This window comes from Paenirhodobacter enshiensis (assembly GCF_000740785.1).
Classification (GTDB): Bacteria; Pseudomonadota; Alphaproteobacteria; order Rhodobacterales; family Rhodobacteraceae; genus Rhodobacter; species Rhodobacter enshiensis.
Map to the genome: position 1 here is coordinate 291,890 of NZ_JFZB01000001.1, position 21,291 is coordinate 313,180.

Consider the following 21,291-nt stretch of genomic DNA (forward strand, 5'->3'; position numbering starts at 1 on the left):
ACCTCATGCTATAGGGGCGCCATCGGGTGCGGCTTTGCGCGTCCCGGTCGGTATCCCTTGTCGTGCGGGATGCCGGGAGGAACCCGAACGACGCCGCTCGCGGCAGGGGAGTTACGGATGAACATCGGACGCGTGAACCCGGCGAAACGCCTGGACGAACAAGGCATCACCGGCCTCGGCACTGTCTATTATAACCTCCTGGAACCCGCGCTCGTCTCCGAAGCCGTCAAGCGCGGCGAGGGCACGCTCGGCAAGGGCGGCGCCTTCTACTGCACCACCGGCGTGTTCACCGGCCGCTCGCCCAAGGACAAGCACATCGTGCGCACCCCGGGCGTCGTCGACACCGTGTGGTGGGAAAACAACCGCCCGATGGAGCCCGAGGCCTTCGATCGTCTCTATGACGACATGATCGAGCACATGAAGGGCCGCGACTATTTCGTGCAGGACCTCTATGCCGGCGCCGATCCGGACCATCGCCTCGACGTGCGCATGGTCACCGAGCTCGCCTGGCACGGCCTGTTCATCCGCCATCTGCTGCGCCGTCCCTCCCGTGAGGAGCTGGAGACCTTCGCGCCGGAATTCACCATCATCAACTGCCCGTCGTTCAAGGCCGACCCCGAGCGTCACGGCTGCCGCACCGACACGGTGATCGCGCTGAACTTCGAGAAGAAGGTGATCCTGATCGCCAACACCGAATATTCGGGCGAGAACAAGAAATCGGTGTTCACGCTGCTGAACTACATTCTTCCCGGCAAGGGCGTGATGGCGATGCACTGCTCGGCCAACCACGCACCGGGCGACACCGGCGACACCGCGATCTTCTTCGGCCTGTCGGGCACCGGCAAGACCACGCTCTCGGCGGATCCCTCGCGCATCCTGATCGGCGACGACGAACACGGCTGGTCGGAAAAGGGCACCTTCAACTTCGAGGGCGGCTGCTACGCCAAGACCATCCACCTCTCGGCCGAGGCGGAGCCCGAGATCTACAAGACCACCTCGATGTTCTCGACGGTGATCGAGAACATGGTGTTCGATCCGGAGACCTTCGAACTCGATTTCGACGATGCGAAATACACCGAGAACATGCGCTGCGCCTATCCGATGGAGTATATCTCCAACGCCTCGGACAGCGGCCTCGGCGGGCATCCGAAGAATGTCATCATGCTGACCTGCGACGCCTTCGGCGTGCTGCCGCCGATCGCGCGGCTGACGCCGGCGCAGGCGATGTATCACTTCCTGTCGGGCTTCACCTCGAAGACGCCGGGCACCGAACGCGGTGTTCTTGAACCGCTGCCGACGTTCTCGACCTGCTTCGGCGCGCCCTTCATGCCGCGTCGCCCCGAGGTCTACGGCAAGCTGCTGCAGGAGAAGATCCGGGCACATGGCGCGGCGTGCTGGCTGGTGAACACCGGCTGGACCGGCGGCGCCTTCGGCACCGGCAAGCGGATGCCGATCAAGGCGACCCGCGCCCTGCTGACCGCAGCCCTCGACGGGTCGCTGAACAAGGTGGAGTTCCGCAAGGACGCGAAGTTCGGCTTCGATGTTCCGGTCGCGGTGCCGGGGGTCGAGACCACGCTCCTGAACCCGCGCGATACCTGGGCCGACAAGGCCGCGTTCGACGCGCAGGCCGACAAGCTGGTGAAGATGTTCTCCGACAATTTCGCCCAGTATCTGCCCCATGTGGACGAAGACGTGAAGGCCGCCGCCATCGGCTGAGCCCTCCGCTTCGGAAAACGTGAAAGGCCGGGCTCAAGCCCGGCCTTTTTTCATGCCCTGAGCCCGGAAAACCCGGACCAGAGGGAGGCAAGAAAGGGGCTCTGCCCCTCGCGGCTGCGCCGCTCACCCCGGGATATTTGGGGCGAATCGAAAGCAGGGGATTTGCGGCTTTCGATTCGCTGAAAATATCCTGGGGGGCTGCGGCCCTGCCGCAGCGGGGGCAAAGCCCCCTCCGCAGTTTCAGGATCAGGACTTGCGGTTGCGCTTGACTTTGCGGGCGATGCCGCGCTCGCGCGCCTTGACCGAAGCCATGCGCCGCCCCGGCTTGAAGCCCTTGCGCGCGCCCTTCTTCGGGCCGGGCAGCGTCGCGCCCTCGACCTCGATCAGCTCGAGTTCGAGCCCGCCAGTCACCGGAACCGCCTCGGACAGCCGCACGGTCACCCGCTGACCGACGCCGATGGTCAGCCCGGTTTCCGAGCCGACGAGCTGCTGCAGATCCGGCTCGTAATGGAAGAACTCGCGCCCGATGGAGCGCACCGGGATCAGCCCGTCCGCCCCGGTCTCGTCGAGCCGCACGAAGACGCCGAACTTCTGCACCCCCGAGATCCGGCCGGTGAACTCGGCCCCCACCCGCTCGGACAGATAGGCGGCAAGGTAGCGGTCGGTGGTGTCACGCTCGGCCGCCATGCTGCGCCGCTCGGTCTCCGAGATATGCTTCGCCGTGTCTTCCAGATGCTCGACATCGTCCTTGCTCAGCCCGTCGCGGCCCCAGTCATGCCCCGAGATCAGCGCCCGGTGCACGATCAGGTCCGAATAACGCCGGATCGGCGAGGTGAAATGCGCGTAGGACCGCAGCGCCAGCCCGAAATGACCGAGGTTCTGCGGCGCATAATAGGCCTGCGTCATCGCCCGCAGCGTCGACATGTTCAGCAGATCGTCGAACTCGGAACCCGCCGCCTGTTCCAGCAGCCGGTTCAGCTGCCCGGTCTTCAGCACCTGCCCCCGCGCCAGCGTGAAGCCCGAGGCCTGTGCCACCTCACGCAAAGCGTCGATCTTGTCGGGCGCGGGTTCCTCGTGGACACGATACAGCAGCGGCCGGCGCAGCCGTTCCAGCTCCTCGGCGGCGGCGACATTCGCCAGCACCATGAATTCCTCGATCAGCCGGTGCGCATCGAGCCGCTCCTTGAACCGAACCGAGGCGACCTTGCCATCCTCGCCGATCACGATCTGTCGTTCCGGCAGATCGAGTTCCAGCGGCTGACGCATCGCCCGCGCATGTTTGAGCGAGGCATAGCAGGCGTAAAGCGGTTCGATCACCGTCTCGCGCAAGGGCTCCGTCTGCGCGTCGGCACGCCCCTCATGCGCCTCCTGCACCTGCACATATTCGAGCGAGGCGACAGAGCGGATCATGCCGCGGGTGAACCGGTGACCGATCTTGCGCCCTTCGGCATCGACCTTCATCAGCACCGCGAGAACCGCGCGCTCCACCCCCTCGTGCAGCGAGCACAGATCGCCCGACAGACGGTCCGGCAGCATAGGCACCACGCGGTCGGGGAAATAGGTCGAATTGCCGCGCTCGCGCGCCTCGCGGTCGAGCGCCGAGCCCGGCCGCACGTAATGCGCGACATCGGCGATCGCCACCCACAACAGATGCCCGCCCGGGTTCTTCGGATCGCTGTCCGGGATCACCAGACAGGCATCGTCGTGATCGCGCGCATCGGCCGGGTCGATGGTGACGAAGGGCAGCCCGGTCAGATCCTCGCGCCGGTCAAGCAGCGCCGGCACCTCGGCATCGGCCTCGTCCATCACCGATTGCGGAAAATCGTCGGGGATGCCGTGCTGATGGATCGCGATCAGCGACACCGCGCGCGGCGCGCTCGGATCGCCGAGCCGCTCGGTCACCCGCGCCCGCGGCAGGCCCATCCGGCCGCGCGGACCGCTCTGCTCGGCCTCGACCAGCTCGCCGTCGCGCGCATCCATGGTCTGGCCGGCCGGAACCTGCCATTCCTTCTGCTCGCCCTTGTCGACCGGAACGATGCGCCCGCCTTCGGCGCCCTTGCGGAAGATGCCGACGACCTTCGCCGCAGCCTGCCCGATCACCCGGATCAGCCGCGCCTCGTATTCGTAGCCCTCGCCCTCGACCTCGGTCATCCGCCCCAGGATGCGCGTGCCCTCGGCCAGCGCGGGATCGCCAGGCTTCGCGACATACAGGATCGCGGGCCCGTCGCCCTCGCCCTGCCATTCCAGGGCCTTGGCCCACAGATCGCCCTGCGCATCGGGCTTGAGGATCTGCAGCACCGCCACCGGAGGCAGCTTCGACGGCTCGCGCCAACTGCGCCGGCGCCGGGCGATACTGCCCTCCTCGGCCATCTCGCTCAGCAGCCGTTTCAGCTCGATCTTGGCGGCGCCCTTGATGCCGAAGGCACGCGCGATGTCACGTTTGGCCCCCTCGCCGGGATTGTCGGCAAGCCAGGCGAGGATCTGTTCCTTGGTCGGGATCTGGTTCATGGCCCTGACTAGCACGCGCCCGCAGCCGCGTCACGCACCCCGTTTGCACCAAGCGCCGCCCTCGTCCTTTCGATTCGCCCCAAATATCCCGGGGGTGAGGGCCGAAGGCCCGAGGGGGCAGAGCCCCCTCTCTTTTCCTCATGGCGGGGCAGAGCCCCCTCTCTTCAACTTTTCTGCGGGGCGGGGCCCCTCCTGCCCCTTCCGAGGCACCTCAGCCGAAATAGCTGCGCAGGATCCGCCCGTAGATCGCCTTCAGCGCCTCGATCTGCGCCACCTCGACGCATTCGTCGACCTTGTGCATGGTCTTGCCGACCAGCCCGAATTCGAGCACCGGGCAGTGATCCTTGACGAAGCGCGCGTCCGACGTGCCGCCCGAGGTCGACAGTTCCGGCGTCACCCCGGTCTCCGCCTCGACCGCCGCCGCCACCAGATCGACGAAAGGCCCGGGCGGGGTGACGAAACTCTCGCCCGAGATCGTCGCCGTCACGCTCAGTCGCACGCCCGACCGCGCGCTTTCCGCCGCAGCGAGGCTTTTCACCCACTCGACCAGCCCCGCACCGTCATGGGCATCGTTGAAACGGATGTTGAACACCGCCCGCGCCTTCGCAGGCACCACGTTGCTTGCCGCATTGCCGCAGTCGATCGTCGTCACCTGCAACGTCGAAGGGTCGAAATGCGCCGTGCCATGATCGACCGGCGTCGCCGTCAGCGGCGCCAGCAGCGCGATCAGCGCGTGCAGCGGATTGCGCGCCCGCTGCGGATAGGCGACGTGGCCCTGCACCCCCTCGGCCTCGACGACGAAAGTGACCGAACCGCGCCGGCCGATCTTGATCATGTCGCCCAGAACCTCGGGACAGGTCGGCTCGCCCACCAGACAGACCGACATCGCCTCGCCCCCGGCCTTCATCCAGTCGAGCAGCGCGCGCGTGCCGTCGAGGCCCGGCCCCTCCTCGTCGCCGGTCAGCGTCAGAATGACCGCGCCATCCTCGGGCGGCGTCTCGGTGACGAAATCGACCGCCGCCGCGACGAAGGCCGCGACCCCGGTCTTCATGTCGGCCGCGCCGCGCCCCCACAGCATCCCGTCCGAAATCTCGCCGCCGAACGGATCGTGCGCCCAGTCCGAACGCTCGCCCACCGGCACCACGTCGACATGACCGTTGAAGCCGAAGCTGCGCACGCCCTTCGCGCCCCAGCGGGCGAACAGGTTCGGCACGCCGTTGCGGTCGACCCGGGTGCAGGCAAAGCCCGCGCCGCTCAGCACGCCTTCCAGCAATTCCAGCGCGCCTTCGGCATCGGGCGTGACCGAGGGGCAACGGATCAGATCGGCGGACAGGGTGACGGGATCGAGCGGCATCGGAACCTCCAGTTGGTTCCGGCAGGATTAGCCCCGCCAGAGACCGGACACAACGCGCCAGACACGGCCGGTGCGGTCAGCGAAGAAGCCAGGGGCGCCGGAACAGACGGGCCGGAACAGACGGGCCGGGACGGAGCGGGCAGGAACGAACCGGGCCAGACCGAAAAACGGCGGGCCGGAGACCGGCCCGCCGCATTGTCGGGAAAGGTCCGGCACAGGACCGGACCGGATCGTGTCGTCTCAGACCTCGGCGCGCTGCACCGGCGCAGCCTCGGGCTCGCGGGTTTCGCGCGGAGGGCGGCCGATGACGTCGCGCAGCGCATCCAGCTCGATGAAGTTGTCGGCCTGACGGCGCAGCTCGTCGGCAATCATCGGCGGCTGCGAACGGATGGTCGAGACCACCGACACCCGCACCCCCTGACGCTGCATCGCCTCGACCAGCGGCCGGAAATCGCCGTCGCCCGAGAACAGCACCGCGTGATCCAGCCGCGGCGCCAGCTCCATCGCGTTCACCGCAAGCTCGATATCCATGTTGCCCTTCACCTTCCGGCGGCCCTGGGCATCGGTGTATTCCTTGGCCGGCTTGGTCACCATGGTGTAGCCATTGTAGTTCAGCCAGTCGACCAGCGGCCGGATCGGCGAATATTCGTCGTTCTCCAGCAACGCGGTATAATAGAACGCCCGCACCAGTTTGCCGCGACGTTCGAATTCCTGGCGCAGCAGCTTGTAGTCGATGTCGAAGCCAAGCGCCTTGGCCGCGGCATAGAGGTTCGACCCGTCAATGAACAAGGCGAGCCTTTCGTCTTTGTAAAACATGAACCGTGGTCCCTTATGTCGAGCAACCGCCTCGTGACGCGCCCGGAATGGTTGACGCGCCCTCGGCACCGTTCCAATACGCAGCAATAACGCAATTGGGACTTCTTAGAGTGGCTTTGACTACCAGCAGTCCCGGCGAAAGGATACTGCCTTGATCGCAGCCGCACCTCACATATGCCTGATCGCGCTCGGGGCAAATCTGCCGTCTCCGGCCGGTCTCCCGACTGAGACACTTCGCGCCGCTCTTGGCCGGTTCGGAGAGGAGATGCTCAATCTGCGGGCAGTCAGCCGGTTCTTCCGCTCTCCGGCCTTTCCGGCGGGATCGGGCCCCGATTACGTCAATGCCTGCGCGATTGCCGAAACCGCGCTTGCGCCCGAAGACGCGCTTGCCGCGCTCCACCGCATCGAGGCGGGCCTTGGCCGGGTGCGGCACGATCGCTGGGGGGCGCGCGGCATCGACCTCGATCTGATCGCGATGGACGACCGCCTTGTGCCCGACGCCGGGACCCATGCCCGCTGGCGCGATCTGCCGCTCGAACAGCAGATGCGCGAGGCGCCGGGCCATCTGCTGTTGCCTCATCCGCGGTTGCAGGACCGCGCCTTCGTGCTGATTCCCCTCGCCGAGATCGCGCCGGGCTGGCGCCATCCGGTTCTGGGACAAAGCGTGCGCGAGATGCTCGACCGCCTGCCCGAGAGCGAAAAGGCGGCACTTTCGCCCATATCCGCGGCGGAATGTGAACCGCCGGCGCTTGCCAAGGCGAACGGATCGGACTAGACAGTCGGCTTGCACTCCCACGTCTATCTGGAGACATCGATGGCCCGCGTGACGGTTGAAGATTGCGTTGACAAGGTTCCGAACCGGTTCGAGCTGGTGATGCTCGCCGCGCATCGTGCGCGCGAAATCGCTGCCGGCGCGCCGATCACGGTGGACCGCGACAACGACAAGAACCCCGTCGTGGCGCTGCGCGAGATCGCCGACGAAACCCAGTCGGCCGACGATCTGCGCGAGCGGCTGATCGAATCCTACCAGACCCAGATCGAGGTGGACGAGCCGGAAGACGACGCCATGTCGCTGCTGATGTCGGCCCCGGGCGAGGCCGACAAGCCGAAGGCCGACGACATGGACGAAGAGCGGATGCTGCGTGCGCTCATGGATGCGCAGGGGCGCGAATAACCCTGCGGCGGGCTTGCGATGATTGATGTCGAAGACCTGATCGCGCTCGTCCGCAACTACAATCCGCACACGGACGCAGATCTGATTCGCCGGGCTTATGCCTACGGCCTCAAGATGCACGAGGGCCAGTTCCGCCAGTCGGGCGAGGCCTATTTCAATCATCCCGTCGCCGTGGCCGCGATCCTGACGGAACAGCGGCTCGATGACGCGACGATCGTCACCGCCCTGCTGCACGACACCATCGAGGACACCCGCTCGACCTTCTCGGAGGTCGAGGGGATGTTCGGCCACGACATCGCCGAGCTGGTCGATGGCGTGACCAAGCTGACCAACCTTCAGCTGTCCTCGACCGCCTCGAAACAGGCCGAGAATTTCCGCAAGCTGCTGATGGCGATGTCGAAGGACCTGCGCGTCCTTCTGGTCAAGCTCGCCGACCGTCTGCACAACATGCGCACGATCAAGTCGATGCGCCCCGAGAAGCAGGCCCAGAAGGCACGCGAGACCATGGATATCTATGCCCCGCTCGCCGGGCGCATGGGTATGCAGTGGATGCGCGAAGAGCTTGAGGATCTCGCCTTCAAGGTGCTGAACCCCGAGGCCCGCACCTCGATCATCCGCCGTTTCGTCAGCCTGCAGAAGGAATCGGGCGATGTGATCTCGAAGATCACCGCCGACATTCGCCTGCTGCTGGAAAAGGCGCGGATCGACGCCGACGTCTTCGGCCGCGCCAAGCGCCCCTATTCGATCTGGCGCAAGATGGAGGAAAAGCAGCTCGCCTTCTCGCGGCTGTCCGACATCTACGGTTTCCGCATCATCACCGAGACGGTCGAAGACTGCTATACCACGCTCGGCCTCGTGCACGGGCGCTGGCGCGCGGTGCCGGGCCGGTTCAAGGATTACATCAGCCAGCCGAAGACCAACGGCTATCGCTCGATCCACACCACGGTGACCGGGCGTGACGGCAAGCGGGTCGAGATCCAGATCCGCACCCGCCAGATGCACGAGGTCGCCGAGGCGGGCGTGGCCGCGCACTGGTCCTACAAGGATGGCGAACCGGCCGAGAACCCCTTCGCCGTCGACCCGGCGAAATGGCTGACCTCGCTGACCGAGCGGTTCTCCGAAGGCAATGTCGACGACTTCCTCGAGAACGTGAAGCTCGAGATGTATTCGGATCAGGTGTTCTGCTTCACCCCGAAGGGCGACGTCATCAAGCTGCCCAAGGGGGCGACGCCGATCGACTTCGCCTATGCGATCCACTCGCGCATCGGCAACGGCTGCGTCGGAGCCAAGATCGACGCGGTGCGCGTGCCCTTGTGGACCCGGCTGAAGAACGGCCAGTCGGTCGAGATCATCACTGCCGCCGGTCAGCGCCCGCAGGCCACCTGGCTCGACATCGTGCAGACCGGCCGCGCCCGCGCCGCGATCCGCAAGTCGCTGCGCGAGGAAGACCGCGGCCGCTTCGTCAAGCTCGGCGCGGAACTCGCGCGGCTCGCCTTCGAGCATGTCGGGCGCAAGGTGTCGGACAAGGCGCTGCGCACCGCGGCGAAGACCATGGGCATCGCCGACGAGAACGAGCTTCTGGCCCGCCTCGGCTCCGCCGAGGTCACCGCGCGCGACGTGGTGGCGGCGCTTTACCCGGAACTCGCCCGTCCCGGGCTGACCACGGTCGAACCCGATCACGCGGTCCTCGGCCTCGAGGCGGATCAGAGCTTCGCCCGCGCCGGCTGCTGTCAGCCGCTGCCCGGCGAACGCATCGTCGGCATCACCTATCGCGGCAAGGGCGTGCTGATCCACGCGATCGACTGCCCGGCGCTTGAGGACGTCGAGACGGAGCCGGAACGCTGGGTCGATCTGCAATGGCAGCCGGGCGATCACCCGCCGGTCTATACCGTGTCGCTGAAGGTGACGATCTCGAACGATGCGGGCGTTCTGGGGCATATCTGCACCCTGATCGGCCAGCAGCGCGCCAATATCTCGGACCTGCATTTCGTCGACCGCAAGCCGGACTTCTACTCGATCGTGATCGAGGTCGAGGTCAGCGACGTGGAACATCTGCACCGCATCCTGACCGCGCTGGAAGCGGAATCCGATGTCGCGCAGGTGGAACGCTGGCGCGACCTGAGCCGCAAGCCCTGAGCTGCCATCCGGCAGCAGCAGCGTGGCCGCACGCGAACCGGCAGATCGGGGGCGTGACAGGCGCCCGGCCCTGCGGCACTCTCGCACTGCCCCTGCCGTCACGACGGCCGGGACAAGGATACGGCAGGCGGCGGGGACAGGGCGGGTGATCTTCAAGCGCCGAGACAGGCTTTCCGGGGCAGAGCGGTTGCGCAGCTGGATCTGGCCGCGGCGGGGATGGGGCCGCAGCGCGCAATATCTGCGCCTGAGGATGAACCGCATCCCCGACACGCCGGACCGGATCGGCCGCGGCATCGCGGCGGGCGTTCTGGTGTCCTTCACGCCGCTGTTCGGCGGGCATCTGCTGCTCGCGGCGGGTCTGGCCTGGGTGATGCGCGGCAATGTGCTGGCCTCGCTTCTGGGCACACTGATCGGCAATCCGCTGACCTTCCCCTTCATCGCCGTCGCCGCGATGGAGGTGGGCCGGCACCTCTCGCCCCACGCCCGCACCGTGACCAGCGGCGAAGCGCTGCTCGACAGCTTTTCCGGGGTATGGTCGGGCCTGTGGCACAACCTGATCGCCCTGTTCACCGGCGCGCCGGTACACTGGCACGGGTTCGGGGCCTTCGTCGACGGGGTATTCATCCCCTATCTGATCGGCGGGCTGGTGCTGGGCTGCCTGTGCGCGCTGCCTTGCTACTGGCTGACCCGTTCGGCGGTGGCGGGGTATCAGGCGGGGCGCCGCGCTCTGCTGCGCGCCCGGTTGCAGGCGGCGCGCGACAGGCTGGCCGATCCGGGCACCGCCCTTCCCCTGCCGCCGGACCCGGTGCCAGCGCACGTATCTGCACCGCAAGCCCCTGTGATCCCCGCCCCTCTTCCCATCGCCCCGGCCGGCGTGCATGATCTGCCCGCGTCACCCGACCGGGGACCCGACCGGGCTCCCGACGCACCCACTGCCACCTCCGCCGCACCATCCGACAAAGGAAGCCCATGACCCGCTCGCTCCGCCTTGGCGTCAACATCGACCACGTGGCCACGCTGCGCAACGCGCGCGGCACCGCCTACCCCGAACCGCTGCGCGCCGCACGTCTGGCCGAGGATGCGGGCGCCGACGGCATCACCGCCCATCTGCGCGAAGACCGCCGCCATATCCGCGACACCGACATCGGCGCACTGAAGGCCGGGCTGAAGGTGCCGCTGAACTTCGAGATGGCGCCGACCGAAGAGATGCAGCGCATCGCGCTGATGATCCGTCCTCATGCCTGCTGCCTGGTGCCCGAGCGGCGCGAGGAAGTGACGACCGAGGGCGGGCTCGACGTCGCCTCGGATATCACGCGGCTGATCGGTTACGTCGCGCCGCTGCGCAAGGCCGGCATCCGGGTGTCGCTGTTCATCGGCCACGACCCGCGCCAGATCGAGGCCGCCGCCCAGATCGGTGCCGCGGTGGTGGAACTGCACACCGGCCGCTATTGCGACCTGCACGCCGGGGGCCGGTTCGAGGAACGCGACCGCGAGCTTGCCGCGCTGCGCGCCGGTGCCGCCTATGCGCAGTCGCACGGCCTTGAGGTCCATGCCGGTCACGGGCTGACCTATGACACCGTCGGCCCGATCGCCGCCATCCCCGAGATCCGCGAGCTGAACATCGGCCATTTCCTGATCGGCGAGGCGCTGTTCGTCGGCCTCGAACGCTCGGTCAGGCGGATGCGCACGCTGATGGACGAGGCCCGGGGCACCGCCCCCGCGGGGGGCCGCGCGTGATCCTCGGCATCGGGTCGGACCTCGCGAATATCGAGCGCATCGCGGCCGCGCTCGACCGTTTCGGCGACCGGTTCCGCACCCGCGTCTTCACCGAAACCGAGATCGCCAAAGCCGAGGCCCGCGCCGACACCGCCGGCACCTATGCCAAGCGGTGGGCGGCGAAGGAAGCGTGCTCGAAGGCGCTCGGCACCGGGCTGCGGATGGGCATCTCGTGGAAGGACATGGGCGTCGAGAGCCTGCACACCGGCCAGCCCGAGATGCGGCTGACCGGCTGGGCGGCGGAACGCCTCGCACAGATGACACCCGCGGGCCACAGCGCCCATGTTCACGTCACATTGACCGACGATCACCCCTGGGCGCAGGCTTTCGTCGTCATCGAGGCACGCCCGCTTCCTTGACTTGAGCGCCCCCGCGCGCCAAGGAAGGCGAAACCAAGCAGAAGGCAGATCATGGCCAGTTCGAAGAAAACCGACAGCGGCTTCGTGGAGACGATCAAAACCATCGTCTGGGCGCTGGTCATCGCGGGCGTGGTCCGCACCCTGTTCTTCCAGCCGTTCTTCATCCCCTCGGGCTCGATGAAGGACACGCTGCTGGTCGGCGACTTCCTGTTCGTCAACAAGATGGCCTATGGCTATTCGCGCTATTCGTGCCCCTTCGCCTCGGCCGATTTCAGCCCCTGCCCGATCGAGGGCCGGCTGTTCGCCTCGGAACCGAAACGCGGCGATGTGGTGGTGTTCCGCCATCCGGTGCAGAACGTCGATTTCATCAAGCGGCTGGTCGGCCTGCCCGGCGACAAGATCCAGATGATCGACGGCACGCTTTACATCAACGGCACCGCCGCCCCGCAGGAGCCTGCGGGCAATTTCACCGAAATCAAGGAACCGCAGGGCGCGCAGGGCACCCCGCCGCGCTGCGTCAACGATCCGGTGGGCCTCGGCGGCACCTGCATCAAGCAGCGCTTCATCGAGACGCTGCCGGGCAACACCCCCTCGGACCCGCCGGTGAAGCATGATATCCTGAACATCTCGGACAGCTGGATGGCCGACAACACTCCGGTTCTGACGGTGCCCGAGGGCGAATATTTCTTCATGGGCGACAACCGCGACAATTCCGAGGACAGCCGGTTCCCGCAGTCGGTGGGCGGCGTGGGTTTCGTTCCGGCGCAGTATCTGGTGGGCCGGGCTGACCGGATCATGTTCTCCTCGGCCGGCAAGTCGCTGATGTATTTCTGGACCTGGAGGCCCGACCGCTTCTTCAAGGCGGTGAAATGAGGCCCGGCGGGCCCCGGACGAAAAGGACGAGACAGTGAAGATCGGCGCGGACATATCGGCATTCATGGACCGGCTGGGGCATCAGTTCCGCCGGCCGGAACTTTTGTTGCGCGCTCTCACGCACAGCTCGATCGGATCGGTGACGCGGCCGGACAACCAGCGTCTTGAGTTCCTCGGCGACCGGGTGCTTGGTCTGACCATGGCCGAGGCGCTGTTCTCTGCCGACCGGGCCGCGACCGAGGGGCAGCTCGCGCCGCGCTTCAATGCGCTGGTGCGCAAGGAAACCTGTGCCGACGTGGCGCGCCAGATCGGGCTGGGCGATGTGCTCAAGCTCGGCCGGTCCGAGATGATGTCGGGCGGGCGGCGCAAGGAAGCGCTGCTCGGCGACGCGATGGAGGCGGTGATCGCCGCCGTTTTCGTCGATGCCGGCTTCGATGTCGCCCGCGCGCTGGTGCTGCGGCTGTGGGGTGACAGAGTCGACCGGGTCGAAGACGACGCCCGCGATCCGAAGACGGCGTTGCAGGAATGGGCGCAGGCCCGTGGCCAGCACCCGCCGCATTACGAGGCGATCTCACGCGAAGGGCCGGACCACGCCCCGGTCTTCACCATCGAGGTCCGACTGGAATCGGGAGAGACCGAGCAGGCCCAGGCCGGATCGAAACGCTTTGCCGAACAGGCCGCCGCGCGCGCCCTGCTGAAACGACTGGAGACTCGCGCATGACCGATACCCCCGAGGCCCTTCCTCCCGAAGGCGAGCCGGCCGCTACCGGCCCGACCCGCGCCGGTTTCGTCGCACTGATCGGCGAGCCGAACGCCGGCAAGTCGACGCTGCTGAACCGCATGGTGGGGGCCAAGGTCTCGATCGTCACCCACAAGGTGCAGACCACCCGCGCCCGCATCCGCGGCGTGGCGATGGCCGGTCAGACGCAGATCGTCTTCGTCGACACCCCCGGCATCTTCCGTCCGCGCCGCCGGCTCGACCGGGCGATGGTCACCGCCGCCTGGGGCGGCGCGGCAGACGCCGACATCATCATCTTGCTGATCGAGGCGCATCGCGGCCTGACCGAGGGCGCCAAGGCGATCATCGCCTCGCTCAAGGAACATGGCGTGCGCCAGCCGGTCGCTCTGGCGATCAACAAGATCGACAAGGTGAAGGCGGAAACGCTGCTGGCGCTGGCCGAGGAGGCGAACGCCGCCTGGCCCTTCGCCGAGACCTTCATGATCTCGGCCGAAAAGGGCTATGGCGTCGAGGGGCTGCGCAACTGGCTTCAGGGCGTGCTGCCCGAGAACCCGTGGTATTACCCCGAGGATCAGATCGCCGATCTGCCGATGCGCCAGATCGCGGCCGAGATCACCCGCGAGAAGCTGACCCTGCGTCTTCACGAGGAGCTGCCCTATCAGCTCACCGTCGAGACCGAGAAATGGGAGGACCGCAAGGACGGCTCCACCCGGATCGACCAGGTGATCTATGTCTCGCGCGAGGGGCACAAGGGCATCGTGCTCGGCAAGGGCGGCGAGACGATCAAGGCGATCTCGACCGCGGCGCGCGCCGAGATGTCGGAATTCCTCGGCCGGACGGTGCATCTGTTCCTGGTGGTCAAGGTGCGGCCGAACTGGCTCGACGAGGCGGAGCGTTATTCCGAGATGGGCCTCGACTTCAAGGACGGCGAGTCGCGGGGCAAAGCCTGAATGGAGGCGCGGCTAGCCAGCGATGTCTGGGTCCGCGCCTATCTGCGCCGGCTGGAGCTGGAGAATATCCCGGCCTATGTGACGGCGCGAGGCGATGCGACCTCGGGGGCGGTGCTGGTGAAATGCGCCACACTCGACGGCGCTGCGGTGCTGTGGACGCGCGGTTACGATCTGGCGAGCGGCGCGCGGCGCTGGAGCGAGATGGCGCGCGGCCCCGAGGCCGAGATCGACCTGCATGTGAAGAAACAGCGCGGCTTCGATCCGGATCTGTGGGTGATCGAGATCGAGGCGCGCGACGGGCGGACGCTGCTCGACGAGGACGGGCTGGCGTAGCGGCGCGCGTTCGTCGAATGCGAGGATGCCTCCCGAAGGGGCAGATCTCGCGACATGAGCGCCCGACATCGAAAGGGTGAGCCCTGCGCCCCGTCCGGATGTGAAGAAAGGGGGCTCTGCCCCCTCGGGCCTGCGGCCCTCACCCCCGGGATATTTTCAGCAAAGCGAAAGGGAAAGGAGCCGGCGCCTGGCGATGAGCGGGAGCGCAGAAGGGCTTGGCATGTGCTCGCCGAAACGGGAGCCTCCTGCCATGGCGGGGCGGAGAGTGGCGGCATATCGGGAAGATCTGCCCCTGCCCCGTCGACGGGATGGACGCGGCGGTGACGTTTCGGGGCAGGCGTTCGATCCACGCCCGTGCCACGACAGGGACCCCGGTCAGAGCGCCAGCCCGTGCCGGCCGGCGAGGTCGCAGAAGAACTGCCAGGCGACGCGGCCCGAGCGGCCGCCGCGCGTGGCCTGCCATTCGATCGCCTCGGCACGCAGCTGATCGGGTGCGATGTCGAGGCCATAGGCTGCGCAATAGCCCTCGATCATCGCCAGATAGGTCGCCTGATCGGTCGGGTGGAAGCCGAGCCAGAGGCCGAAGCGATCCGACAGCGAGACCTTTTCCTCGACCGCCTCACCGGGGGTGATGGCGGTGGCCTTCTCGTTCTCGATCATGTCGCGCGGCATCAGGTGGCGTCGGTTCGAGGTGGCGTAAAGCAGCACATTCGCCGGCCGGCCGGCGATGCCGCCGTCGAGCACGGCCTTCAGGCTTTTGTAATCGGTGTCGTCATGGCTGAACGACAGATCGTCGCAGAACAGCAAGAACCGCTCCGCCCGGCCGCGCAGATGATCGAGCAGCCGCGAGACCGAGGCGATATCCTCGCGCGAAATCTCGACGAGCTTCAGCGGCAGGCCCTGACGCAGCGCCTCGGCATGGACGGCCTTGACGAGCGAGCTTTTCCCCATGCCACGCGCACCCCACAAGAGCGCGTTGTTCGCCGCGGCGCCGCGGGCGAATTGCAGCGTGTTGGCAAGCAGCGTATCGCGCGCGCGCTCGATCCCGCGCAGAAGGTCCAGATCGACCCGGCTGACATGGGCGATGGGCACCAGACGATCCGGGCCGGTCGTCCAGATGAAGGCATCGGCGGCGCGGAAATCCGGCGCAGGAACCGGCGCCGGGGCAAGGCGTTCGAGGGCCTCGGCGATCCGGATCAGCGCGTCGCTCATTTTCCGCCCTCTTCCTCGTCTTCATCCTCGTCGATCCAGGTGCCTTCGGCGCGCATCCGGGCCTCGCGGCGCTTTTCGATACCGCGGATCAGCCAGATCGAGACCTCGTAAAGCGGATAGATCGCCACGAACAGGGTCACCTGGCTCATCATGTCGGGCGGCGTCACGATGGCCGCGACGATCAGGATCACCACGATGGCATAGCGGCGCACCGAAGCGAGCCCCTTCGACGACACCAGCCCCGCCTTGCCCATCAGCGTCAGCAGAACCGGCAACTGGAAGCAGACGCCGAAGGCCATGATGAACTTGGTGGTCAGGCCGAGGTATTCCTCGACCGAGCCCTGAAAGCCGATCGAAGCCAGTTCGTTCGTGCCCTTGACCAGCTCGGCGCCCGGCTGCTGGAAGCTGAGGAAGAAGCCGAAGGCCATCGGCAGAACGATGTAATAGGCGAAGGCCGCACCGACGAAAAACATCACCGGCGAGGCGATCAGAAACGGCAGGAAGGCGGATTTCTCGGACTTGTAAAGGCCAGGCGCCACGAACCGCCACATCTGGTAGCCGATGATCGGGAAGGACAGCGCGAAACCGCCCAGCACCGAGATCTTCACCGCGACGAAGAAGCCTTCCTGCAGCTTGATCAGATACAGCCCGCATTGCTGGCCGCGCTCGGTCAGGGCCGAGCAGATCGGCTTGGTGAGGAAGTTGAAGATCGGGTTCCAGACCAGATAGCACAGCACCATCGCCACGACGAAGGCGAGCATCGAATAGAGGATGCGGGTGCGCAGCTCCGCCAGATGCTCGACCAGGGGGGCGGCGGATTCGTCGATGTCGTTCTCGGCGCTCATGCCTCGTCCTTCTTTTCGGATACGGGCGACGTCACGGGAACGGCGGGAACCGGCGCATCCGGATCCGCGGGCGCATCCGGAGCGGCGGGCTCAGGCGCGGACGGATCGGGCTCGGCTGCGGTCTCGGCTGCATCGAGATCGGCCGCAAGACCGGGATCGGCCTCCAGCTTTTCGCTGCCCGGGGTGCGCTGCGAGGGGAACTTCGGATCCCAGTTCTCGAACTTCTCGGTCGCGCGTTCGAGCGCATCGAGCCCGAGCGACTTCTTCGAGGTCAGCGCCTTGAGATTGTCGGCCGCCTCGTTCACGCCGGTTTCCTTCGCGGCGTCCTCCATCGCGCGGCTGAACTCACGCGCCATGGCACGGGCCTTGGCGGTGATCCGGCCGAGGCTGCGAAACATCATGGGCAGGTCCTTCGGACCGACCACGATCAGCGCAACCACGCCGATCAGAAGCAGTTCGCTCCAACCGATATCAAGCATGACCGATCAGCCTCCGGCCGGGGCCGCTCAGGCCTTGTCCTTGTCGGAGGGGGCAGCCGGATTGGCGGCGGGCGGCGTGATGTCGCGCGGTTCGGTGTCGCTCTTGGCGGCATCCTCGATTTCCTTGGTGCCGTCGGTCACGCCCTTCTTGAACGCGGTGATGCCCTTGCCGACCTCGCCCATCAGCGACGAGATCTTGCCACGGCCGAACAGCACCAGCACGATGACCGCGATCAGAAGAAGGCCCGGCAGGCCGATATTGTTGAGCATGTCAGTCTCCTCGGGCGCGGAAGGAATGAGGGCGCGCCGCTTTTCGCCCTAAGGTTTATGATCTGCGCCGGGGCAAGCAAAGAGCGATTCCGGGACTGCAGCCAATTTTTTCGCCCGCTCGCGAAACTTTGCCCGGGCCGTGAGCGGCGACGGCCCGGGCAGGCGGCGGGCACGATCAGCCGGCTGGATCCCCGGCGCCGGTCGGGGTAACGTGGCCCCATGTCGCATTCCGAAGCCATCACCGCCTTCGTCACCCTGTTCGTCGTGGTCGACCCGATCGGCCTCGCGCCGATTTTCATCGCGCTGACACTCGGCATGTCCATGCGCCAGCGGTTGATCGTGGGGTTGCGCGCGCTGGCGGTCTCGGCCGGGCTGATGACGCTGTTCGGGCTGTTCGGCGACAAGATTCTCTCGGGGCTCGGCATCACCTTGCCGGCATTCCGCATCGCCGGCGGGATGCTGCTGTTCCTGACCGCGCTCGACATGCTGTTCGAGCGCCGCACCCAGCGGCGCGAGGGGCAGTCGCAGCTGCACGAGGAAGACGATACCGTCGATCCGTCGGTGTTTCCCCTGGCGACGCCGCTGATCGCCGGGCCGGGGGCGCTGGCGGCGATGATCCTGCTCGCGGGCGGCACGGCGAGTTCCGGGACGCGGCTGATCGAGGTGCATCTGGTGATGCTCTCGGTGCTGGGCTGCGTCTTCGTGCTGTTCCTGCTCGCCACCCCGATCGAGCGGCTTCTGGGCCGGACCGGAACGATGGTGGTGACACGGCTTCTGGGGATGCTGCTCGCGGCGCTGGCGGCGCAGTTCATTCTCGACGGGTTGCGCGGCGCCGGGATCGTGCCGTTGCTGAATGCCGCGCGCTGAGGCCCGGGGCGGAAAGCTGTCTGCCGACGCCCGGGTGACAAGCGCCCCGGTCATGCCTACATCGCAAAGAGACACCGCAAGTCCCCGACGGAAGCCCCGATGACCGGCGATACCCTGCCCAATGCGATCTATCTTCTTCTGCTGCTGATGGCACTCGGCGGGGTGCTGGTCGCCTCTGTGCGCCGCAGCCCGGCGCGCACGCTGCAACAGCTGTCGGTCTGGGCGCTGCTGTTTCTGGGACTGATCGCGGTGTTCGGGATGTGGGGCGACATCAAGGCCACGCTGATCCCGCGCCAGCAGGTTCTGGCGGACGGGCGGGTGGAACTCCCGCGCGAGCCGGACGGGCATTATTACGCGGTGGCGAAGGTGAACGGCGTGCCGCTGCGCTTCGTGATCGACACCGGTGCGACACAGGTGGTGCTGACCCGGCGCGATGCGGAACGCCTCGGCCTCGATCCGCGGATGCTGGCGTTCACCGGCTCGGCCAGCACGGCGAACGGCACCATCTCCACGGCACCGGTGCGCCTCGACAGCATCGACATCGGCCCGATCCAGGACCGCAACGTGCGCGCGGTGGTCAACGGCGCCGAGATGGAGACCTCGCTTCTCGGGATGAGCTACCTGACCCGCTTCGGCCGGGTGGAGTTCGACCGCGACCGGATGATCCTCGAACGCTGAGCGCGCGCGGCGGCAAAACCCGGCCGACGGCCGCAGCCGCGCCCCGGGGCACCATTGGCCGGCCGGGTGAGCGGGGGTAATGTGGCGCCTCAACGCCGAGCTGTCCGGAGGGACCATGACTGCCCGTTACACTCTCGTCGCGCTGCTGAGCGCGGCCGTTCTCGCCGGTTGCGTCGGGGCGCCAGGGCCCGCGCAGTCCACCCCGGCCGGCGGCACGCGAAACGCGCCGATCGTCATCCGCAACGATCACGGCGGCAATGTCGCGGCGAATATCCTGCGCCGCGAGCAACTGGCGAACTCCGGGCGCGAGGTGCAGTTGCGCGGCTTCTGCGATTCGGCCTGCACCATGTTCACCACCTTGCCGAACGCCTGTCTGGCGCCCGATGCCACCTTCGGCTTTCACGCCCCCAGCATCGGTGGAAGCAGCACCCCCGCCCCGATGGTCGGCGACCTGATCGGCCAGTTCTATCGCAACGGCATCGCCCGCAAATGGCAGCAAAGCTGGGGCAACAGCACGAAAATCACCCGGATCAGCGCGAAGCGTTATGTCCAGCTCGACCCTCAGGCGCGGCTCTGCACGCGCTGAGCGGGAGGTTCACAACCATTTCTTCCACTTGAAGAACGCCCAGGTCCCCACGGCCGAGCCGATCATCAGCGCGATGGCAAAGGGATAGCCCCAGCTTTTGTTCAGTTCCGGCATGTTGGCAAAGTTCATCCCGTAAGCCGAGGCGATCAGCGTCGGCGGCAGGAACAGCACCGCCACCACCGACACGATCCGCACCGTGATGTTCTGCACCAGATTGATCATGCCGAGCGTGGCATCGACCGACAGCGACACCCGGCTGCTGAGAAAATCGCCATGCACCGCCAGCGAGCTGAGGTCGCGCATCTGCCCCTTGATGATCGCATGGAGGTCGCGCCCGGTCGGATGACCGCTCAGCGACTGGTCGTAGAACGACAGTGCCCGCTCCATCGTCAGCAGCGACAGCCGGATCTTGCCCAGAAGCTCGCCCTGCCGGCCGACCTCGCCAAGGGCCTGTTGCAGCTCCTCGGGGGTGGCCTGCCCCAGCACCTTCGCCGACACCCGGTCGAGAACCCGGCCGATGCCTTCGAGCAAATCGGCCTGGCGCGAGACAATCTCCTCGATCAGCCCGAGGAAGATGCGCTCGGGCGTGCCGCAGCCCGCGGTCGAACGGTCGGCCCGCTCGGGGAAGGTTTCGAACGGGCGCGGCGCGTGGTGGCGCACCGTCACCAGCCGCGAGGGCGACAGGATGAAGGTGACCGGCCCCGAGATCTGCACGCCGTCCGGCGTCTGGCCCGGAACCACGACGGTCATGTAGTCGCAGCCATCCTCGCGATAGAGGCGATTCGAAATCTCGATCTCTTCCATGTCCGCCAGCGTCGGCACCGAGATGCCAAGCGACTCGACCGCCGCCAACTGGCTGTCGAGCGGCCGATAGAGGTCGATCCACAACGCCGAGGCAATCTGTGCGCCGGGGTTGATCGTATCTTCCTGGTCGATGCGGTTCAGACCCCGCGTTCCGGCAATGTAGGCGTGCAGCATCGGACCCTCCGGCTCGCGGCAGTGCCCCATCGGTAGCGGCCCGGACGGGGCAAGATCAACCCCCTGCCCCGCCTCTGACCGCACGGGAACGGCCGGGCCACGCGCTCGTGACGAAAGATGGGCGTTTTCATGCCGGCTGCGACGTGCTGGCGTCTCGATTCGGCGCGAAACCCGTGCTATCTGGACCCGATGTCACACGATCGCACCCTTCTTTCCTCGCCCAGTGCCCCCGCCGCAGGTTCCGTCCTGCCCGGCGAGGCGCCGAAGGCTGCGGACAGCGTGCGGCCCGAAGTCCATGCCGCCGAGATGCTGGACCGGGCCGAGGGGGCGGCGCAGCTGCTCAAGGCGCTGTCGCACGAGGGCCGGCTGATGATCCTGTGCCATCTGGCCTCGGGCGAGAAATCGGTGACCGAGCTCGAACATCTCCTCGATCAGCGGCAGGCGGCGGTGAGCCAGCAGCTTGCGCGGCTGCGCAGCGAGGGGCTGGTCAGCGCGCGCCGCGACGGCAAGGCGATCCATTATTCGCTCAGCGATCCGCGCGCGATGCGCATCGTCGAACTGCTTTACGACATGTTCTGCAGCGCCGATTGCTCGCCGCGCTGAGGTCGCGGTCAACACCCCATGAAAAGGCCCCGCCGGATC

The 21,291-nt window shown here is 67.0% G+C and carries 23 protein-coding genes; 15 read left to right on the forward strand and 8 right to left on the reverse strand.

Features of this window, described 5'->3' with window-relative positions; all coding sequences use genetic code 11:
• The first annotated feature begins 117 nt into the window (after positions 1-117).
• Positions 118-1,716, forward strand: coding sequence for a phosphoenolpyruvate carboxykinase (locus tag CG50_RS01300; protein ID WP_036634187.1), 1,599 nt, complete (start codon positions 118-120; stop codon positions 1,714-1,716).
• A 246-nt stretch (positions 1,717-1,962) separates the two neighbouring features.
• Here the strand turns inward: CG50_RS01300 and rnr are convergent, their stop codons facing one another.
• The 3 genes from rnr to CG50_RS01315 form a co-directional block, all read right to left on the reverse strand.
• A complete protein-coding gene (gene rnr / locus CG50_RS01305) occupies positions 1,963-4,224 on the reverse strand; it encodes a ribonuclease R (RefSeq protein ID WP_036634189.1) in 2,262 nt (753 codons plus the stop codon).
• A 211-nt stretch (positions 4,225-4,435) separates the two neighbouring features.
• Positions 4,436-5,578 carry a succinyl-diaminopimelate desuccinylase gene (gene dapE / locus CG50_RS01310; protein ID WP_036634190.1) on the reverse strand — a complete coding sequence of 381 codons (1,143 nt, stop codon included), beginning with the start codon at positions 5,576-5,578 and terminating at the stop codon, positions 4,436-4,438.
• A gap of 240 nt (positions 5,579-5,818) precedes the next feature.
• A complete protein-coding gene (locus CG50_RS01315) occupies positions 5,819-6,394 on the reverse strand; it encodes a LabA-like NYN domain-containing protein (protein WP_036634192.1) in 576 nt (191 codons plus the stop codon).
• 151 nt (positions 6,395-6,545) lie between these two features.
• On the opposite strand from CG50_RS01315, the gene folK reads away from it, so the two are divergent.
• The 10 genes from folK to CG50_RS01365 all read left to right on the forward strand — a co-directional run bounded on the left by folK (position 6,546) and on the right by CG50_RS01365 (position 14,734).
• Positions 6,546-7,169, forward strand: a complete 624-nt coding sequence (folK, locus tag CG50_RS01320) for a 2-amino-4-hydroxy-6-hydroxymethyldihydropteridine diphosphokinase (RefSeq protein WP_338048242.1) — start codon at positions 6,546-6,548, stop codon at positions 7,167-7,169.
• Positions 7,170-7,208: 39 nt separating this feature from the next.
• A complete protein-coding gene (rpoZ, locus tag CG50_RS01325; RefSeq protein WP_036634194.1) occupies positions 7,209-7,568 on the forward strand; it encodes a DNA-directed RNA polymerase subunit omega in 360 nt (119 codons plus the stop codon).
• Between the two features lie 18 nt (positions 7,569-7,586).
• Complete coding sequence (locus CG50_RS01330) at positions 7,587-9,704, forward strand: RelA/SpoT family protein (RefSeq protein ID WP_036634196.1); 2,118 nt, start codon at positions 7,587-7,589, stop codon at positions 9,702-9,704.
• A gap of 145 nt (positions 9,705-9,849) precedes the next feature.
• Positions 9,850-10,677 carry a DUF2062 domain-containing protein gene (locus CG50_RS01335; RefSeq protein ID WP_152559394.1) on the forward strand — a complete coding sequence of 276 codons (828 nt, stop codon included), beginning with the start codon at positions 9,850-9,852 and terminating at the stop codon, positions 10,675-10,677.
• A complete protein-coding gene (locus CG50_RS01340; RefSeq protein WP_036634197.1) occupies positions 10,674-11,441 on the forward strand; it encodes a pyridoxine 5'-phosphate synthase in 768 nt (255 codons plus the stop codon). Before CG50_RS01335 ends, CG50_RS01340 begins: the two co-directional genes overlap by 4 nt.
• Positions 11,438-11,839, forward strand: a complete 402-nt coding sequence (gene acpS / locus CG50_RS01345) for a holo-ACP synthase (RefSeq protein ID WP_036634198.1) — start codon at positions 11,438-11,440, stop codon at positions 11,837-11,839. Before CG50_RS01340 ends, acpS begins: the two co-directional genes overlap by 4 nt.
• Before the next feature lie 51 nt (positions 11,840-11,890).
• Entirely contained in the window at positions 11,891-12,712 is an 822-nt protein-coding gene (gene lepB, locus CG50_RS01350; RefSeq protein ID WP_036634201.1) for a signal peptidase I, read from the forward strand.
• 64 nt (positions 12,713-12,776) lie between these two features.
• Positions 12,777-13,433 carry a ribonuclease III gene (gene rnc / locus CG50_RS01355; protein WP_374272263.1) on the forward strand — a complete coding sequence of 219 codons (657 nt, stop codon included), beginning with the start codon at positions 12,777-12,779 and terminating at the stop codon, positions 13,431-13,433.
• On the forward strand, positions 13,430-14,401 hold the full coding sequence (gene era, locus CG50_RS01360; protein WP_051909331.1) for a GTPase Era: 972 nt from the start codon (positions 13,430-13,432) through the stop codon (positions 14,399-14,401). The genes rnc and era overlap by 4 nt, the downstream gene beginning before the upstream one ends.
• Complete coding sequence (locus CG50_RS01365; RefSeq protein ID WP_036634205.1) at positions 14,402-14,734, forward strand: DUF1491 family protein; 333 nt, start codon at positions 14,402-14,404, stop codon at positions 14,732-14,734.
• Positions 14,735-15,109: 375 nt separating this feature from the next.
• On the opposite strand, the gene CG50_RS01370 is transcribed toward CG50_RS01365, so the two are convergent.
• Genes CG50_RS01370 through CG50_RS01385 form a run of 4 tightly spaced genes read right to left on the reverse strand, consistent with a single transcriptional unit; the run spans position 15,110 to position 17,540 of the window.
• Entirely contained in the window at positions 15,110-15,946 is an 837-nt protein-coding gene (locus CG50_RS01370) for an ATP-binding protein (RefSeq protein ID WP_036634206.1), read from the reverse strand.
• A complete protein-coding gene (gene tatC, locus CG50_RS01375; RefSeq protein WP_036634209.1) occupies positions 15,943-16,791 on the reverse strand; it encodes a twin-arginine translocase subunit TatC in 849 nt (282 codons plus the stop codon). Before tatC ends, CG50_RS01370 begins: the two co-directional genes overlap by 4 nt.
• Positions 16,788-17,270 (reverse strand): Sec-independent protein translocase protein TatB, encoded by a 483-nt coding sequence (gene tatB / locus CG50_RS01380; protein ID WP_036634211.1) that lies wholly within the window; start codon positions 17,268-17,270, stop codon positions 16,788-16,790. The genes tatC and tatB overlap by 4 nt, the downstream gene beginning before the upstream one ends.
• 27 nt (positions 17,271-17,297) lie before the next feature.
• Positions 17,298-17,540 carry a twin-arginine translocase TatA/TatE family subunit gene (locus tag CG50_RS01385; protein WP_036634214.1) on the reverse strand — a complete coding sequence of 81 codons (243 nt, stop codon included), beginning with the start codon at positions 17,538-17,540 and terminating at the stop codon, positions 17,298-17,300.
• 219 nt (positions 17,541-17,759) lie between these two features.
• Here CG50_RS01385 and CG50_RS01390 point away from each other — a divergent pair, with 219 nt between their 5' ends.
• The 3 genes from CG50_RS01390 (at position 17,760) to CG50_RS01400 (ending at position 19,671) form a co-directional block, all read left to right on the forward strand.
• Positions 17,760-18,407: a MarC family protein gene (locus CG50_RS01390; protein WP_036634216.1), complete on the forward strand. Its 648-nt coding sequence runs from the start codon at positions 17,760-17,762 to the stop codon at positions 18,405-18,407.
• A gap of 99 nt (positions 18,408-18,506) precedes the next feature.
• Positions 18,507-19,085 carry a retropepsin-like aspartic protease family protein gene (locus CG50_RS01395; protein ID WP_036634218.1) on the forward strand — a complete coding sequence of 193 codons (579 nt, stop codon included), beginning with the start codon at positions 18,507-18,509 and terminating at the stop codon, positions 19,083-19,085.
• Between the two features lie 115 nt (positions 19,086-19,200).
• The gene (locus CG50_RS01400) at positions 19,201-19,671 is read left to right on the forward strand and encodes a hypothetical protein (protein ID WP_036634392.1); all 471 of its coding nucleotides are present in this window, start codon (positions 19,201-19,203) and stop codon (positions 19,669-19,671) included.
• Positions 19,672-19,680: 9 nt separating this feature from the next.
• On the opposite strand, the gene CG50_RS01405 is transcribed toward CG50_RS01400, so the two are convergent.
• On the reverse strand, positions 19,681-20,649 hold the full coding sequence (locus CG50_RS01405; protein WP_036634219.1) for a magnesium transporter CorA family protein: 969 nt from the start codon (positions 20,647-20,649) through the stop codon (positions 19,681-19,683).
• Positions 20,650-20,955: 306 nt separating this feature from the next.
• Here CG50_RS01405 and CG50_RS01410 point away from each other — a divergent pair, with 306 nt between their 5' ends.
• Positions 20,956-21,252 carry an ArsR/SmtB family transcription factor gene (locus CG50_RS01410; protein ID WP_081880235.1) on the forward strand — a complete coding sequence of 99 codons (297 nt, stop codon included), beginning with the start codon at positions 20,956-20,958 and terminating at the stop codon, positions 21,250-21,252.
• The last annotated feature ends 39 nt before the right edge of the window (positions 21,253-21,291 follow it).